Genomic DNA, 16,907 nt, shown 5'->3' with positions numbered 1-16,907 from the left:
CGGGACGGCTACATATAAGGCCAATTCGTCCTCCATAATCGCGGAAGCGCCCCGGCGCGCTCCAGCCGTATGATGAAAAGCACCCACGCAGCCATCCGGTGCTTCCTGTCGGATGGAACCAGATGGTTTTGAACCTGATTCGTATCATTACGAAATCGCAAGTATATGCAATAGCTGGTTTTCCAAAATCGCACAGACATCCCGGCCAGCGGACATCATTCCCTGTCCGGGCCAACTGGATTCACGGCAGCGATCCGGACAGGCGGCGCCCGGCCCATAATCGAATGATGGAAAAGATTTGCTGGTACATCCGCACCGGGTTTCATAACCACGGTAGAGATAATCCGCAGATTTATAAAAAAAAACCAAACCGGAACACGCAGTCCTGCAAATCAGTATGCGGTTCATACGCGCATGCTTCAGTCAGCGTGCGGGCCTTTATCCGGCAAGTAAGGTTTCGCTCATTATACGACGCGCATCGGTTGCGGCTTGCGCGCGGTATCCTGAAAACGGCTTTTAAGCGGCGAATTCAAATTCGGTGGCAACAGCACGTGCCGCAGAGACATGGGGGAATCACGACGCATACACACATGAAGACCGGACGGATCGCCCGGCACAAGACATTGCGCCCGGAATATGCCCCCCTGCGGGAACACATCCCCCACACGACCACACGCAAATATATGAATTTCAGCAGCGCACCCACTCAAAAGGCGGTCGTGCGGCAGCAGGTGAACCGAAGGCGCATATGACCTTCCCGGTCTTCGGAACTCAGAAACCGATTACCGCATCGCCACCGAAGGTGAACATGCCGTTATTACGCCCGCCATTAAAGGGCGTGGTGTCGTTGAGCGAGCGGTCAAAGCGGATTTCAGGCCGCAGCATGAACACACGCACATGGTGGCCCAGATCCGGCTTGTAGGTCACGCCCAGTGTCATTTCGCCATAGGTCGTGCCATGGCCGGTGGGACCGGGCATCAGCGCATCGCCGGGGCTGGAACGACCGGAAATCCCGTCCATATAAGCGTTGTTGCCGATGAAGGTGGACACCATCAGATTGTTGTTGTCGCGGTAGATTTCACCACGGTAATTGAAAGTCAGCACCTTGTTGATCCTATAGCTCAGGAAGCTGACGAAGCTTTCGGCATCGGCGGCCTTGAAATCGCCATTGCTGCGGATGCCGTTCAGCCCTTCATCGTGGATATAGTTGAACTCCCCCGTCAGGGTCAGGCGGTCATTGACAGCGTAGGTCGCATTGATGTCATTCCAGAACCGTTCGGCATGATCGGCTTCATAGCGCCCGCCTGCGGATGAATAACGGGAGTTTTCCGGCCCGACCCGGCTCAGTTCGATGATGTTGAGCTTGCCATGCGCAAGCCCGTTCAGGTTGAAGCCGAAATAGCCCGCCGGCGCGTTATTATTGTCGGACCGGCCAAAGGATGTCTGGTTGCCGGTATCGATACCGAACGTCACATCCACCATATCGGTTACATGCCAGTTGAACATGGCGCCGATATGCTGGAACGGCACGGAATATTCCGATGTATAGGCAATGGTATAGAACGGGCGCGTTGTGGGATCGAGTGTTTCCACCCCCATCGGGGCCTGAAGGATACCGGCATGCATGTCCAGTCCGCCCTTGGTTGCCCATGGCAGGTGGACATCGGCATGGGCCTGCGCGGGGATCAACTGGTAGCGGGCGTTCCATTCATGCGCGCTGACGCCCAGAAGCTGATAGTACCGCGCGTCCGAGCCATACATGCCTTCCAGCGTGAAGCCGATCTGGTAGCCGCCCTTTGACGGGTCGATGGCTTTCTGAAGCGTGAATTCCGCCTGGTTGAGCTGCACCTGATTGGCGTGATCGGCAAAGAAGTCACCAAAGTTGTAACCCGGCTGGGGACGCGCGGGGTTCGCCATGATGCCCCCTTCGATCTGGCCGGTCAGCGTAATTCCAGACAGCCAGCGGGCCATGTCGGAATCACTTTTTTCCATACTTTTGAATACCGAAACCTGGGCATGGGCGGTGGGTAAATCGAACACCAGACCCACCGTCAGGGCGGCTGCAAACCCAACACCGGACCGCAGTAATGCCCGTCTCATGCCCATTTTCTTCATGGTCGTCCCCACGTGTCGCCTTATCTAAAAAACTGTTTAACAGTTTTTGTTTGGTCGCCAACCGAAATGTTTATGGGTCCGTACGCATGCAGGGCATCATGTTGTAAAAGCGACACATGTTGTTATCATTCCGTAATAACGAAACATCGCCTATTATATCAGCTAAGTTTATAAGTATACGAACGTCATATTCGTACAAAAACAATCCATATGGCAGATGGCGACCCTGCACCCTGGGGGCCATCGTGTGGTAACGCACAGGATGGTTAAGAAGTTTCTGCCCCCACGCGATGGCGCAAACAGGAAAGTTTTTCCACCCTTTGGAAAGTTGCTTCAAGTGTCTGAAACAGCACCCTGCTGCGCTGTAATATGGATGTCCATATCCGGCTTCTGCCCTGACAGGTGAAGTAACGGCACCATAATTTCAAGCATGTCAGGCCGTCAGGCGGCGTGCGACAGATCCATAAAATGGTTGCCCTTCGGGAAGGGGTCGATGATGTTCCCTGTCGGCGGTCCCGGCATCCGGTAAGCCCCTGCCACCGGACAGGGAACTTGCAGGGATCATCCTTCAGCCCAGCGGAAACTGACTCCATGGCCATTGCGCGGCGTTTTCTTCCTTCCACATCCCTGCTTTATTCCTTTGAGGCCGCCGCACGGCATGAGAGCTTCACCGCCGCAGCGGATGAACTCAACCTGACCCAGAGCGCGGTCAGCCGACATATCCGCGCACTGGAGAACCATCTGGGCGCGGAACTGTTCATCCGTGACCGGCAGATGGTACGACTGACGCAGGCGGGGGAAGTCTATGCGCGCGAAATCCGCGATGCGCTGCGGCATATTTCCACCGCGACACTCGCCTTCCGCGCCAATCCGACCGGGGGCACCATCAATCTGGGGGTGCTGCCCACCTTCGGCACCCAGTGGCTTACGCCCCGGCTGGGTCATTTCATGACGCGGCATCCCAGTATCACGGTCAATCTGTATACGCGCCTGTCACCCTTTGAATTCGCGGGCGACACGCTGGATGCGGCCATCCATTTCGGGCCATCGGAGTGGCCGGGGGCGGACCTGTCCTTCCTGATGCGCGAACAGGTCGTGCCAGTATGCAGCCCCAGATTGCTGGCGCAGCTCAATTTCAGAAAAGCGCAGGATCTGCTTAATGCGCCGCTGCTTCACCTTGTATCGCGTCCCGATGCGTGGGAACGCTGGTTCATCGCACAGGAAGTCGATGCAACGACCCTGCATGGCCCGTTATTCGACCAGTTCAGCTTTATCGTCAGCGCAGCCTCCGCCGGGGCGGGATGCGCGCTTATTCCGCGTTTTCTTATTGAGGACGAACTTGAAAATGGCACGCTGATCGAACTGGTCGCCAATGCCATCCCGACGGAAGATGCGTATTATTTCGTCCGCCCCCTGTCGCGCGCGATGTCGGCGCCACTGGGCATGTTCCATAAATGGCTGCTGGAACAGATTGCCGGTACATAACGGTTTGCCAGCATATCCGGGGGGCAGCCGGTCACGACTGCCCCGCACGGTATTCAGATAATGGCTTCCTCAAGGAACGGCGTATTGCTTACCACACGCGCATAACCCAGCGGAGACAGGTCAAGGGAACGGAACCCGCCATAGGTGATCCATTCGGACAGGCCGCGGCCTATCGCCGGGGACTGTTGCAGCCCATGACCGCTGAAGCCGTTGGCAAACAGGAAATTGGAAACTTCCGGATGCGGACCGACAATAACGTTATGGTCCAGCGTGCAGTAATCGTAATGCCCGGCCCATGAGTTCACGACTTTCAGAGCCTCGAACGCGGGAATGCGTTCAGCCAGAACGGGCCAGATCTGCTCCTCGAACTCATCGTGCGCCACGGCAAAATCATCCGGGTCCACCGCCGGATCAGGGTCCGGCACGGTACCCATCAGGTAATAGCGCCCCTCCGGGCGGAAAAAGACACCCGTGGGATCAATCGTAAGGGGAACCCTGCCCGGTAGCGGGGTACGACAGTCCACCACAAACAGGCTGCGGCGGCGGGGTTCGACCGGCAGGTACAGCCCCGCCATTTCCGCAATGCGCCTGCCGCGCGTGCCGGCGGCGTTGACCAGCGTGCCACAGCCCACCTGCGCGCCACTTTTCAGGGTGACGGACGCAACCCTGCCGCCCTGCCCCGTCACGCCTGTCACTTCGTCTTCAATATAGGTGACACCCAGCGCACGGGCCTTTGCACGCAGGCCGTACAGGAAGCCGGTATTGTCGAACCATCCCTCCCCCGCCAGACCAAGGCTGGCAAGGGTCAGGTCATCGGTATTGAGCCATGGGAAACGTGCTGCCGCTTCCCGCGGCGTCAGCAGCACGCCCTGCGCGCCACATGCAGCCTGTGTGGCACGGTTACGCGACAGGATATCGCTGCCGCGCTGGTCATTCGCCAGAAACAGGTAGCCATTTTCATGCAGCGCCAGATCATCGCCCTTACCATCAACGGCGGTCAGTTCGGGAAACTGGCGGATAAATTCCGTCCCGAACATGGACATGCGCACATTCAGCGGATTAGAAAACTGATGGCGGATCGAACTGGATGACAGGGACGTTGCCGCGCGCGCATACGTCCAGTCCTTTTCCACAACAAGGACGGAGCCGGTAAAGTCGGGATTACTGGCCAGAAAATAGGCCGTAGCACTTCCGACTACGCCGCCGCCGACAATAACGACATCATAGGAAGACCGGAGATCGGACATGGCCATGCCCCTTATGCCGGATCTTCAAAATGACCGGCCGCGCAGAAACTGCCGCCCTGAAAGCGGACTGCCGGATCATCGGGATCGCCCTGTTCCGTGCGGGCAAAAACGGCATCGCGGTACGTATCGGCATTGTCCTGCGGGGCGTAACCCAGAACGGATGCCAGCCGGTTATCCCAGAACGACTGGCTGTTTGCCGATGTGGCAAAGGAAATCATGTGTCCCACACGCGGCGCGTCAAGGCAGACTTCCACCAGATGGCGGAAATCCCGGTACGACAGCCACGTAATCAGGTGCCGCCGGTCGGTCGGTTCGGGAAAGCACGACCCGATACGCAGGCATACCGTCTCGATCCCGAATTTATCGAAATAATAGCGCGACAGGTTTTCGGCATATGCCTTTGATACACCATACAGGCTGTCGGGCCGTGTCGGTGCGCTGGCGTCGATTGTCTGGGTGCGTTCGTAATACCCGACCGCATGGATCGAACTGGCATAGACGATACGCTTTACGCCGCACTGCCGGGCGGCTTCATACACGTTATAGGTCCCGACGATGGAGGAATTGAGCACGGAATCCCATGTCCCCTCAACCGCCTGCCCACCCAGATGTACGATCGCGTCACAGCCGCGTACGGCATCCAGCACCGCGCCAAAATCGGCCAGTTCAGCCACGCGGTCTTCCTCATGCGCCGCCAGATCGGCAGAGGGAAAACGGTCCGTCAGCCGGATCTGGGGGGCCAGTTTCAGGCCCGATACGCGAAGCTGCCGCCCAAGGGCGCCTGCGGCCCCGGTAATGAGGACACGATTATATTTGGACATGATGCGCTTATTCCTGTTCCAGCAAACCAAGGGTTCGCGTCATGGCTGCCATGGCGATCCGCAACTGTTCTTCCGACGTGGCGAAGGACAGGCGGATATAGGGTTCAAGCCCGAACGCGGCACCCGGCACGGTCGCAACCCCACCTTCATGCAGCAGGTATTCCGCCAGCATGACATCGTTTTCGATCCGGCGGCCATCGGGCGTCCTGCGCCCGATGAAGGCCGAACATTCGGGAAAGACATAGAAAGCCCCCGCAGGCTTGCAGACCTTCAGCCCCTCGATCCCCGCCAGTCCTTCCATCACGATGGCAAGACGGCGCGTATAGGCGGCCCCTGCCATGTGCAGGAAGTCCTGCGGACCATTCATCGCTTCAGCCGCCGCCACCTGCGAGATGGAGGACGGACAGGTCGAAACCTGTGATTCCATCTTGTTGAGCATGCGGGCAAAACCAGGCGGGGCGGCGGCATAGCCCAGCCGCCAGCCGGTCATGGCGTAGGCCTTGGATACGCCATTGATCAGGATGGTCCGGTCCTTCAGTTCCGGGCAGGCAGCAGCGAAGGAGACAAATGGCGTATCCCCGAACAGGATATGCTCATATATCTCATCCGATATGATGCCGATTTGGGGATGTGCCGCCAGCACCTGCCCCAGCGCCTGCAGTTCCGCGCGACCATAGACCGCCCCGGACGGGTTGGACGGGGTATTGAGCATGACCCAGCGCGTGGCGGGCGTGATCGCCGCCGCCAGTTGCGAGGGTGTCAGTCTGAACCCGCTTTCCAGCCCGCAGGGCAGCACGACCGCCCTGCCGCCGTTGAATTCCACCATGTCCCGATAGGATACCCAGAAGGGTGCAGGAATGATGACCTCGTCCCCGCTTTCCAGCACTCCCATGAACAGGTTGAACAGGATCTGCTTGGCACCCACGCCGATGGAGATCTGTTCGGGCGTGTAATCCAGCCCGTTTTCACGCGCCAGTTTGGCCACGATGGCCTCACGCAACTGCGGCAGGCCGCTGGGGCCGGTATAATGCGTGACCCCGTCGCGCATTGCGCGGATTGCGGCTTCGATCACATTATCCGGGGTATTGAAATCCGGTTCCCCCAGCGAGAGGTCAACAATCTGCCGCCCCTGCGCCCGCAACGCACGCGCGGCCATGGAAACCACCATGGAGGCCGAAAGCTGGATCGACGATGCCCGTCGATTTTCAAAACGCATGGTCGTGCCCTATGCCCCCATCGTTAAACATTGCCCGAAGGGGTCGCCCCCAGATAACCGTTGTGACGGTCACGTTCGACCGCGGCGGGGGCACGGTTCGCGGGGTCACCATAACCACCGCCGCCGGGCAGATCGAGCCGGAGCCTGCGCCCCGGTGGCACCTGCTGCTGACCCTTGCCGCGCATGACAGTGCCATCATCGAGCGTGACAGCCCCCGGTGCGCCGTCCTGCCCGCCAGCCAGACCGCGCGCCGGGTGGCTGATACGGTCGAACATGGCCGAAAACCGCAGGGAGTAGCCTTCCGCCGCCTCGATTTCCATGGACTGGCCAAGGCCGCCACGGAACTCACCCGCGCCGCCGGAGCCTTCGCGCAGTTCCTTGCGCCAGACGATGACCGGGCCGACACTTTCGGTCGCCTCGACCGGCATGGTGTGAACGCCGCTGGGAAACGCCGTAGCGCTCAGCCCGTCCAGCGTGGGCCGCGCACCCGTGCCGCCACTGTTGAACATGAGGATTTCCGCCCCGCTGCCCGTTCCTTCCATGCCGGGCAGCGGGCGCAGGCTCATATGCAGGTTCCAAAGCGAACCCGCCCCTTCCGCCGGAACACGGTCAGGCAGGGCCTTATGCAGCGCCCCCAGCACCAGATCAGGCACGAAATGCCCCAGCACATGCCGCACCGATACCGGGGCGGGACGCTGCGCATTGAGGATGCAGTGATCCGGCGCCGAGACGGAAAATGGCGCGAGGGAGGCAGAATTATTGGGGATTTCCGGGGCTACGATACATTTTATGCCGTAACAGGCATAAGCCTTGGCGTAAACCAGAGGCACATTGATGCCAAAGCGGCTTGGGCCGGATGTCCCGGAAAAATCGACATGCACACCCTCCGGCCCGATGGTCAGGGCCGCGTGCAGGGCCACCGGTTCATCATATCCATCCAGCAGCAGGCTGTTGGTCCATGTGCCGTGCGGCAGGCTGGCCAGACTTTCACGCGTCGCGCGCTCGCTATGACTGAGAATGAAACCACCCAGACGCTCCAGATCATCCAGCGCGAATTCCCGCATCATGTCCACCAGCCGCTGGTGGCCTGCCGCGTTACAGGCGGTCAGGGCGAAAATATCGCCCACCACCTTATCCGCCTCGCGCACGTTGTTGCGGATCATCAGCACCAGGGTATCGTTGACCCGGCCCGCATCGAACAGCTTCATGATGGGGATGAAGAGCCCTTCTTCATACACCTCGTTCGCATCGGGGCCAAAGCCACGGCCGCCTACGTCCACCACATGGGCGGTAGATGCGAAATACCCCACCAGACGCCCGCCATGGAAGGACGGGGTGACGATGGTGATGTCATGCAGGTGGCCGGTGCCCTTCCACGGGTCATTGGTGATGTAGACATCCCCTTCGCGGATGTTTTCGCGCCCGATATCGGTAATGAAATGCCCGACCGATTCCGCCATGGCGTTGACATGCCCCGGCGTGCCGGTCACGGCCTGCACCAGCATGCGGCCTTCCAGATCGAACGCACCGGCGGACAGGTCGCCCGCTTCACGGACACTGGTGGAAAACGCCGTGCGGATGAGGGTCTGTGCCTGTTCCTCCACAACCGAGATCAGGCGGTTCCACATGACCTGCATGTGGATATCTGCGAGAGCGTCGCTCATGTATCGCTCCTCAATGGCGGGTGGCGAGCAGACAGCCGTCGCTCTGCACCGTTGCCGTGAAACAGGTTGTCAGGATGGTCGTGGTTTCGGGTTCGACAATAATGGCGGGGCCCCGCACCACATCCCCGACCGAAAGGGTGCGGCGGTCGATGATGCCCGCATCGACAAAGCCCCGGCTGGCGGCATCGAACAGGGGGCGATGCGCTGTTGGCTGCACGGGCTGCGTGTGGCTGACCGCCCGGGCGACATCGACACGGACGGGGGGTGAGCTGACACGCAGCGCCCAGCTTATGATCTCGCTGCGCGCGCCATCAATCGTCTGGCCGAAGTAGCGACGGTATTCGCTCCCGAACGCAGCCAGTATCTCCTGCGTACGGCCGGTGCTGAATGTTTCCAATGGAAGGCGGACGGGAATATCCCACCCCTGCCCTTCATACCGCATGAACGCGGTGCATTCGATGACCGGCACGATGGCGGGATCAATGGCGTTGAGGAAACCCGTAGCTTCCGTGCGCATGGCGTCCAGCAGGGCGGCAACGCGCTGCGTGTCGTAATCCGCAAGCGCCACCACAGCGCTGCGCACGGATTCGTAACCGAACGGCGCGCGCAGAAAGCCGATGGCCGATCCCACCCCCGCACCGGGCGGCACGATGAAAGAGGAAATGCCCAGCTTTTCGCACAGCCGCGCCGCATGCAGCGGGCCACCGCCGCCAAAGGTAATCATGGTGAAGCCGGAAATGTCCTTGCCATTTTCCACGGCATGCACGCGGGCGGCGTTGGACATGTTTTCGTCCACGACCTCGCAGATGCCATAGGCGCTGGCCTGCGTGTCCAGTGCGAGCAGGCTGGCGATCCTTGCATCCACGGCGCTGATCGCCCCTTCGCGTGACAGGGTCAGCGACCCGCCGGCGAAATTGTCCGGGTCCAGCTTGCCCAGCAGCAGGTTGGCATCGGTTACGGTCGGCTCCACCCCGCCGCGCCCATAGCAGGCGGGACCGGGTTCGGATGCGGCACTGCGCGGCCCCACCCGGATCTGGCGCATGTTGTCGACGCTGGCGATGGACCCGCCCCCGGCCCCGATTTCCACCATTTCCACCACGGGAATGGAAATCGGCATGCCGCTGCCCTTGCGGAAGCGCCAGGTCCGCGCGACCTCGAACGTCTTGGCCGTGCGGGGGGCGAAATCCTCCACAAGACAGATTTTCGCCGTCGTCCCCCCCATATCGAAGGAAACCACCCGGTCGCGCCCATGCCGCCGGGCCACATATTCCGCGAAGATGACGCCACCGGCCGGACCGGATTCGACCAGACGCACCGGGAATTCCGCCGCGTGATCGACCGAGATGATGCCCCCGCCCGAGTGGATCATGTAAACCGGGCACCCGATCCCCAGCACCTTCAGCGACGCCACCAGACGATCCAGATAGGATTTGATGGCCGGTTTGACATACGCATTGGCGCAGACGGTGTTGAACCGCTCGAATTCCCGGAACTGGGGCGAGACTTCGGATGAAATGGAAACCGACAGCGCGGGCATGCGCTCCAGCAGCGCTTCACGCACCCGGCGTTCATGCGCCCCGTTTGCGTAGGCATGCAGGAAACCGATGGCGACACTTTCATACCCGCCCGCCGCGATGGCATCGACCACGTCCGCAAGCTGCGCCTCGTCCAGCGGCAGCAGCACGTTACCGCCTGCGTCAAGACGTTCACGCACCACGAACCTGTCCGCGCGTTCGATCAGCGGCGGCGGCAGGACGATATTGAGGTCATACTGTTCAAAGCGGTTTTCGGTCCGCATTTCCAGCACATCGCGGAAGCCTTCGGTCGTGATGAACGCCGTGCGCGCGCCACGCCGTTCGATCAGCGCGTTGGTGGCCAGCGTGGTACCATGAATGACAACGCCGATATCCGACAGGCCAATACCCGCCGTGGCACAGACCTCGCGCAATCCCTTCAGGATGGCGCGTTCCGGTGCTTCGTAATCCGTCAGGACCTTGGTTGATTCCAACCGCCCGTCCACCTCAAGGGCGATATCGGTAAAGGTACCGCCGATATCGACACCGACCTGACAGGTTCTGGCTCCGCCCATTCCACGCCAATCCTTTTTTTGAAAGCCACGGTGACTGCGCACCCGTGCGCCATAAAGTGACATGACAGGTTTAGGGAACTTGTAATACAAATGTCAATGTCATATCGTAATGTTCCGGGTATGGATCATTCCACCCGGCCGGCGCCACCGCCCGCCACGCAGGCAGCAGTGAGGTTACGCAGTTGAGTTCACCAGACAGCAACGCGACACACATATCCGGGCGCACGCTTTCCCTGTTCGACCTGATCCTGATCGGTTGCGGGGCAACATTCGGTTCCGGCTGGCTGTTCGCGGCTTCTCCCGTCGCCACCATGGCCGGGCCGGGGGCGATGATCGGATGGCTGTGCGGCGGTATCATCGCCCTGCTGCTGGGGCTGATCTACAGCGAACTGGCCGCCGCCCTTCCACTTACCGGCGGGGTCGCGCGCTATCCCTACCTGTCGCATGGCAGCTTTCTGGGCTTTATGGTGGGGACTGTCACCATCGTCGCGTTTTCCAGCATCGTTTCGATCGAACTGGTCGCGGCGCGACAGTATGCCTGCACATGGTTCCCCTTTCTGGGGGCGCCGGGCGGAGGGCCGTCCGCAGTGGGGTGGCTTGTACAGTTTTTGGTGCTGTGCGCGATTTACTGGCTCAATACATCCAATGCGAAGTCCTTCGCATGGGTTAACAATATTGTTACAGTTCTGAAGTTTCTGGTGCCCGCACTTGTCATAATCGTGCTGTCACGCAGTTTTTCACTCGCACCGTTTCATGTGCCGCTTGCAAACGGACATATGGCGGACGGCATCATGGCAGCCCTTTCCACCGGTGGCATCATGTTTTCCTTTCTGGGGCTGACATCCATCGTGTCGGCGGCGGGGGAAGTGCGTAATCCGCAGAAAAACGTGCCCGCGGCACTGTGCCTGTCGGTGGGTTTCGTCACGCTGGTCTATATCGCCCTTCAGGCCATCTTCATGGGGAACCTGCCGCACACATTGCTGCAGGATGGCTGGCATGGGGTCCGCGAGCAGTTCCCCCTGCCCTTTCACGACATTACGATACTGGCCGGGGCAATATGGCTGGCGCGTCTGGTACTGTTCGATGCGTGCCTTTCCCCCATGGGGACGGCGAATGTCTATCTCAGTTCCACATGCCGGGTCATGCAGGCATGGCTGCTTGAAACGGGGCTGAAGCGCGATACGACCTGCCAGAAGGTGGCGCTGCGCCTTTCATTCGGGCTGTGCGTATTCTGGACGCTACCCTTTCCTTCGTGGAGCAGCCTTGTCGGCATCGTATCCACCACCATTGTCATGAGCTACGCCTTCGCGCCGGTCATCCTGGCGTCCTTCCGCCAGACCATTCCCGAACTGCGGCGCCCGTTCCGCCTGCGCTACCTTGCCGTGCTTGGTCCACTGACCTTCGTGCTGTCATCCTTCATCATCCTGTGGGCTGGATGGACCACGGTGGCCTGGCTGCTTTCCGCCCAGATCGTGATTGGCATCGTGTATGTGCTGGCCACGCAGGCGGGGCGGCGGACGATGGCGGGCGACCACGGGCGCTCCCTTTGGATATTTGCCTATTACATCGGCATGATCGGCTTTTCATGGCTTGATCGTGACCTGTCCATGGAAACGCTGCGCAACATCCCCCTTCTGGTGGCCTTCCTGCTGTTTCTGTGGGGCATCTATGCATGGGGGGTCAGCAGCGGCCGCAGGCCCGCATCGCACGAACATGCCGAAACCTTTGCCTTCACTTCACCCTCTGTTCATTAAGCGGGACGATCCGTCATGAAAAATCTTACAGCCATTATCGTCGGCGGGGCTTCGGGCCTTGGTCTGGCTACAGCACGCCTCATGATCCGTGATGGCGCAACCCGTATCGGACTGGTGGACATCAACGCCGAACGGCTGGAAGCCGCGCGCGCCGAACTGTCCGCCCCCGGTGTATCGGTGCATGTCGCGACCGGCGATATTGCGCGCCAGAGCAGCGCCCACGCCGCCTTCGCCACGCTGGCTGGCGAAATGGGCCGCATTGATACGCTGGTCAACAGCGCCGCGATCTATCCGCGCCGCCCCATCCTCGACATCACGGATGAGGAATGGGACCTTGAAAACGCGATCAACATCAAGGGCACCTATCACATGATGGTCGCCGCCGTGCGGCACATGCGCGAATTCGCACAGCCCGGCGCCGTTACGGGCAGGATCGTGAACATATCCTCCGTCGATGCCTTCAAGGCCCATCCGCAGAACGCGCATTACGCGGCGACAAAGGCGGCGGTCGTCAGCCTGACCCGATCCTTCGGTCAGGAATGTGCGCAGTGGGGCATACTGGTCAATGGCGTCGCCCCGGCCGGTTTCGCCACCGACCGGGCGAAGGAACTGGGCTTCCTGCCTGAACTGGCCAGGGCCAGTCCGCTGGACCGCGCCGCCGAACCCGAGGAAATGGCCGAATGGATCGTCATGATGGGCGGACCGCGCAACACATACGCCACGGGCGAGACGGTTATCGTAAGCGGGGGCTACATCTATGCGTGACACCGTATCACACCCGCTGCGCACCGCACTGGTAACGGGTGCGACCAGCGGCATCGGCCGGGCCATCGTCGCCGCGCTGCGCACGGCGGGACTGAACGTCATCGCAACCGGGCGCAATCCGGACGCCCTGGCGGCGCTGGCGCGCGAATACGGGGCAATAACGGTTCAGGCCGATATATGCGATACGGACGCCATCTGCGCCGCCGTCGCCAGCCATGAAATTGATATCGTGATCAACAATGCCGGTATCCTGTCAACCAGCGGCCCCTTTGCGGATACGGATATCAGCCAGATCGACGCGATGATCGACATCAATCTGAAGGCCCCGCTACGCCTGACACACCAGCTTCTGCCGCCCATGATCGCGCGGCGGCGGGGGCATGTGCTGTTTGTGGGGTCCATTGCGGGACACTCCCCCTATCCGGGGTCATGTGTCTATGGGGCGTCCAAGGCGGGTATCCGCCTGTTCTGCGACGCCCTGCGCTGCGACCTGCTGGGAACGGGCGTGCGGGTGACGGAAATCGTGCCCGGTCGGGTCGAGACGGCGCTGTATCGGGATACGCTGGGACCGGACAGGGCGCGCGCAGCACTGTATGAGGGCTACCGTCCCGTCCAGCCCGAAGATGTAGCGGGCCTTGTCCGCACCGTCATTGACATGCCGCTGCATGTCGATGTCACGCGCATGGAAGTCCTGCCCACCGATCAGGCCAGTGGGGGCGGAACCATGGTCCGCTTTGACCCGGACGGCACGACCGCCTAAAGCCACGGAACCGGATAATACGGACCATGCACCAGTCGGATCAGGTTACGCGCCCCGGTGTAAAATGAAACCGATGAAGGGAGTACCGCGCCATTAATGCCAGTGGAAATCTGTCTGAAAACGTTGCAGATGAACTTCTGCGCCGTATTCAGGCCAAAACCTACATGCCGGGCGAAAAACTGCCATCAACCGCCGTGCTGTGCACGGAATTCGATGTCAGTCGCACAGTCATAAGGGAAGCCATTGCATCCCTGAAGCTGGGCGGACGTATCGTGACGCGACAGGGTGCGGGCACGTTCGTTACGACGGAAGACAGGTGGGTACCCCATTTCCTCGCCACGCCGATTGACGATGTGCGGGCGGCGCTGGAAATACTGGAACTGCGCATCGGGGTGGAAACACAGGCGGCATTCCTTGCAGCCCAGCGCAAGACCGCACAGAGTCTTGCGCATCTGTACCAGATGCATGCGCAGTTCGTGGCCGTGGATACGCGCGACCCGGAAATGGAAGTCAGGGCCGATCTGGATTTCCATCTGGCCATTGCGCGGGCTGCGGGCAATCCGCGTTTTCCGGCGTTCCTGGGGCATCTGGTTTCCGATATTTCGCGCGATCTGTTCCTGAAATACGCCAAGATATCGCGTTCGCTCCCCGCCTATCTGGACAATACCAAAAAAGAACATCAGGCCATACTGGAAGCCATTTCGCGCGGAAACGCCGAACAGGCGCAGAAACTCATGCGCCGTCACCTTGAAGGCAGCCTGAACCGCTACCGCAAGCTGCTGGAGGTCAAAATTCGTGACTGATACCCGCCCCCCACCGGGCGAAACATCCCTGCGCGCCTGACGCCAGCCCTAACCGCCTGTTACGGCTTTTCAGGTGCGGCTTATATGTTACGATCCGCAAACCACATGGATTTCCGCAGACAGGGATACGGTTTTCAGCCCCTGCATTCCCTAACATTCCAATCGGACCGCCAGATCAGATGAAACAGTATTCAGCACAGGAAACCTGTGATTTCCTGCCCTTTTCTCCGCTGGTTGACGCGCTTGCTACCGCGGTTGGGGAAACGGTGTCCGGGCAGATCGTATGCCCCGAACGCATGACCGTACCGGCCACGGATGGTACGGGTGTCCTGCTGACCATGCCGTCGGTCGGCAGTGACCTTATGGTGACAAAACTGCTGACCATCTTCGGTCACAATCCGGCGCTGCATCTGCCTACAATTCAGGGGCAGGTCGTCTGCGCGGAAGCACGTAGCGGACGCTTCCTGTTTTCACTCGATGGTCCGACCGTGACCATGCGCCGCACATCGGCCATGAGCATGCTGGGCATCCGCCTGCTGGCCCACCACAAGATCGGGCGCGTGCTGATTATCGGCACCGGCACGCAGGCCGTGGCCCATGTTCAGGCGCTATCTGCGCTGTATCCGGGCATTACCGTGGCCATCCGCGGGCGGTCACATGACCGTGCGGCCGCGTTCTGCGCGGAGCATGCGACACCGATGCTGACCCTGCGTCCCGAAGGCACGGATGAAGCCCCCTTCGATGTCGTCATCACGGTTACCAGCAGCGTGTCCGTCATTTACGATGAACCTGCCAATCCGTCCTGCCTTGTGATCGGCGTGGGCGCCTATCGTACCGATATGGCGGAGATTGGCGCACGGACCATCAATGACAGCGACCTGTATGTCGATGACCTGATCGGCGCCCCGTCCGAAGCGGGGGACCTGTATCGCGCGAATGTGGACTGGAACCGTGTTCGCTCCATTGCGGCGGCAGCAGATGGCCGGGCAAGGGAATCCGGTCGCCCCATCGTATTCAAATCCGTGGGCTGCTCCGCATGGGATCTGGCCGCCTGCCGGGTCGCACGCATGCATGGGGCCGGATAACCACCCCACCTGGGCCTGCGCCTGCGTACCACGGTTGAACAGGCCCATTTCCCGCTATCTTAACATATTCCACTTCAAGGACAGGTTCCCGGCATGTCGCACCATGAATTACAGCGCATATACGCGGCCCATGTATATTACGACATCCGCGCGGAACTGGAAAAACGGCCATCCGCCCCCCCCTGCACACAGGTTGATACTTTCGATGGCCTGAAGGCGATCATCCCGCAGGCCGAAGTACTGGTCGTTTCCATGTTGTGGCATAACGAACTGCTGGATATCGCCCCCCGCCTGCGGCTGATCCAGTCGATCAGTTCCGGGGTGGAGCAATTCGACCTTGACCGCCTGAAGGAACGCGGCATCCGGCTGTGCAATGCGCGCGGCGTGAACGCCAATGCCGTGGCCGAGCATGCGCTTGCCCTGATGCTCAATCTGGCACGCCGCCTGTATGAAGCACGCGATAACCAGAAAATCGCGCGCTGGAGCACGACCGGCACGGATGAACGCCCCCGCCTGCAGGAACTTTCGGAAAAAAAGGCGCTGATCGTTGGCATGGGTACGATCGGGGATCGCATTGCGCGCCTGTGTCTGGCACTGGGCATGCAGGTCAGCGGCGCACGGCACAGCGCACGTCCGCTGGATGTACCCGGTGTTACGCAGGTGAACATGACCGATCTGCACGATGCGCTGCATGAAGCGGATTACGTTATCCTGACCTGCCCGCTTACCGCGCAGACGGAACACCTGATCGACCGCAGGGCATTTGCCGCGATGAAACCCGATGCCTGCCTGATCAACGTCGCCCGTGGGCGCGTTGTAGAAGAAGCAGCCCTGATCGAGGCACTGACCACAGACCGGATTGCGGGTGCAGCACTGGACACCTATGCCGAGGAACCATTGCCGTCCTCCTCCCCCCTATGGTCGCTGCCCAATCTGGTCATGACAGGACATACCGCGGGCGAGACGCAGTTCTATGAACGCAATGTTGTCGATATCCTGATGAAGAACATCACGGCACTGGAAAACGGCACCGAAATGACAAACCGGATCGTATGATGGGGGAACGCCGGATCTGTTCCGGCGTCACCTGAAGCTTTTAAAAA

General features: G+C 60.4%; 14 protein-coding genes. 8 read left to right on the top strand and 6 right to left on the bottom strand.

The window, feature by feature from the left end; translation table 11 throughout:
* Positions 1-122: 122 nt before the first annotated feature.
* Entirely contained in the window at positions 123-752 is a 630-nt protein-coding gene (locus tag CFR79_RS15665) for a hypothetical protein (protein WP_146220124.1), read from the top strand.
* 19 nt (positions 753-771) lie between these two features.
* Here the strand turns inward: CFR79_RS15665 and CFR79_RS09415 are convergent, their stop codons facing one another.
* Positions 772-1,992, bottom strand: a complete 1,221-nt coding sequence (locus CFR79_RS09415; protein ID WP_243705335.1) for an outer membrane beta-barrel protein — start codon at positions 1,990-1,992, stop codon at positions 772-774.
* 714 nt (positions 1,993-2,706) lie between these two features.
* On the opposite strand from CFR79_RS09415, the gene CFR79_RS09410 reads away from it, so the two are divergent.
* Positions 2,707-3,600, top strand: coding sequence for a LysR substrate-binding domain-containing protein (locus tag CFR79_RS09410; RefSeq protein ID WP_110547744.1), 894 nt, complete (start codon positions 2,707-2,709; stop codon positions 3,598-3,600).
* A 53-nt stretch (positions 3,601-3,653) separates the two neighbouring features.
* Here the strand turns inward: CFR79_RS09410 and CFR79_RS09405 are convergent, their stop codons facing one another.
* The 5 genes from CFR79_RS09405 to CFR79_RS09385 are packed head-to-tail and all read right to left on the bottom strand — an operon-like array spanning position 3,654 to position 10,637.
* The gene (locus CFR79_RS09405) at positions 3,654-4,847 is read right to left on the bottom strand and encodes an NAD(P)/FAD-dependent oxidoreductase (RefSeq protein WP_110547768.1); all 1,194 of its coding nucleotides are present in this window, start codon (positions 4,845-4,847) and stop codon (positions 3,654-3,656) included.
* 11 nt (positions 4,848-4,858) lie between these two features.
* The gene (locus tag CFR79_RS09400) at positions 4,859-5,668 is read right to left on the bottom strand and encodes an NAD-dependent epimerase/dehydratase family protein (protein ID WP_110547743.1); all 810 of its coding nucleotides are present in this window, start codon (positions 5,666-5,668) and stop codon (positions 4,859-4,861) included.
* 7 nt (positions 5,669-5,675) lie between these two features.
* Positions 5,676-6,884 (bottom strand): pyridoxal phosphate-dependent aminotransferase, encoded by a 1,209-nt coding sequence (locus CFR79_RS09395; protein WP_110547742.1) that lies wholly within the window; start codon positions 6,882-6,884, stop codon positions 5,676-5,678.
* Positions 6,885-6,907: 23 nt separating this feature from the next.
* Complete coding sequence (locus CFR79_RS09390) at positions 6,908-8,548, bottom strand: hydantoinase B/oxoprolinase family protein (protein WP_110547741.1); 1,641 nt, start codon at positions 8,546-8,548, stop codon at positions 6,908-6,910.
* 10 nt (positions 8,549-8,558) lie between these two features.
* Positions 8,559-10,637 carry a hydantoinase/oxoprolinase family protein gene (locus tag CFR79_RS09385; protein ID WP_110547740.1) on the bottom strand — a complete coding sequence of 693 codons (2,079 nt, stop codon included), beginning with the start codon at positions 10,635-10,637 and terminating at the stop codon, positions 8,559-8,561.
* Between the two features lie 182 nt (positions 10,638-10,819).
* Between CFR79_RS09385 and CFR79_RS09380 the strand changes: the two genes are divergently transcribed.
* The 6 genes from CFR79_RS09380 to CFR79_RS09355 all read left to right on the top strand — a co-directional run bounded on the left by CFR79_RS09380 (position 10,820) and on the right by CFR79_RS09355 (position 16,860).
* Positions 10,820-12,391 (top strand): APC family permease, encoded by a 1,572-nt coding sequence (locus CFR79_RS09380; protein WP_110547739.1) that lies wholly within the window; start codon positions 10,820-10,822, stop codon positions 12,389-12,391.
* A 15-nt stretch (positions 12,392-12,406) separates the two neighbouring features.
* Entirely contained in the window at positions 12,407-13,156 is a 750-nt protein-coding gene (locus CFR79_RS09375) for an SDR family NAD(P)-dependent oxidoreductase (RefSeq protein WP_102323986.1), read from the top strand.
* Positions 13,149-13,916, top strand: a complete 768-nt coding sequence (locus tag CFR79_RS09370) for an SDR family oxidoreductase (protein ID WP_102323987.1) — start codon at positions 13,149-13,151, stop codon at positions 13,914-13,916. The genes CFR79_RS09375 and CFR79_RS09370 overlap by 8 nt, the downstream gene beginning before the upstream one ends.
* Positions 13,917-14,008: 92 nt before the next feature.
* Entirely contained in the window at positions 14,009-14,719 is a 711-nt protein-coding gene (locus tag CFR79_RS09365; RefSeq protein ID WP_309146575.1) for a FadR/GntR family transcriptional regulator, read from the top strand.
* A gap of 179 nt (positions 14,720-14,898) precedes the next feature.
* On the top strand, positions 14,899-15,804 hold the full coding sequence (locus tag CFR79_RS09360) for a delta(1)-pyrroline-2-carboxylate reductase family protein (RefSeq protein WP_110547738.1): 906 nt from the start codon (positions 14,899-14,901) through the stop codon (positions 15,802-15,804).
* 93 nt (positions 15,805-15,897) lie between these two features.
* Positions 15,898-16,860 (top strand): D-2-hydroxyacid dehydrogenase, encoded by a 963-nt coding sequence (locus CFR79_RS09355; protein ID WP_110547737.1) that lies wholly within the window; start codon positions 15,898-15,900, stop codon positions 16,858-16,860.
* The last annotated feature ends 47 nt before the right edge of the window (positions 16,861-16,907 follow it).

The sequence above is a fragment of the Komagataeibacter saccharivorans genome (assembly GCF_003207825.1).
GTDB lineage: Bacteria > Pseudomonadota > Alphaproteobacteria > Acetobacterales > Acetobacteraceae > Komagataeibacter > Komagataeibacter saccharivorans.
This window is presented reverse-complemented; position numbering and strand designations above follow the sequence as displayed.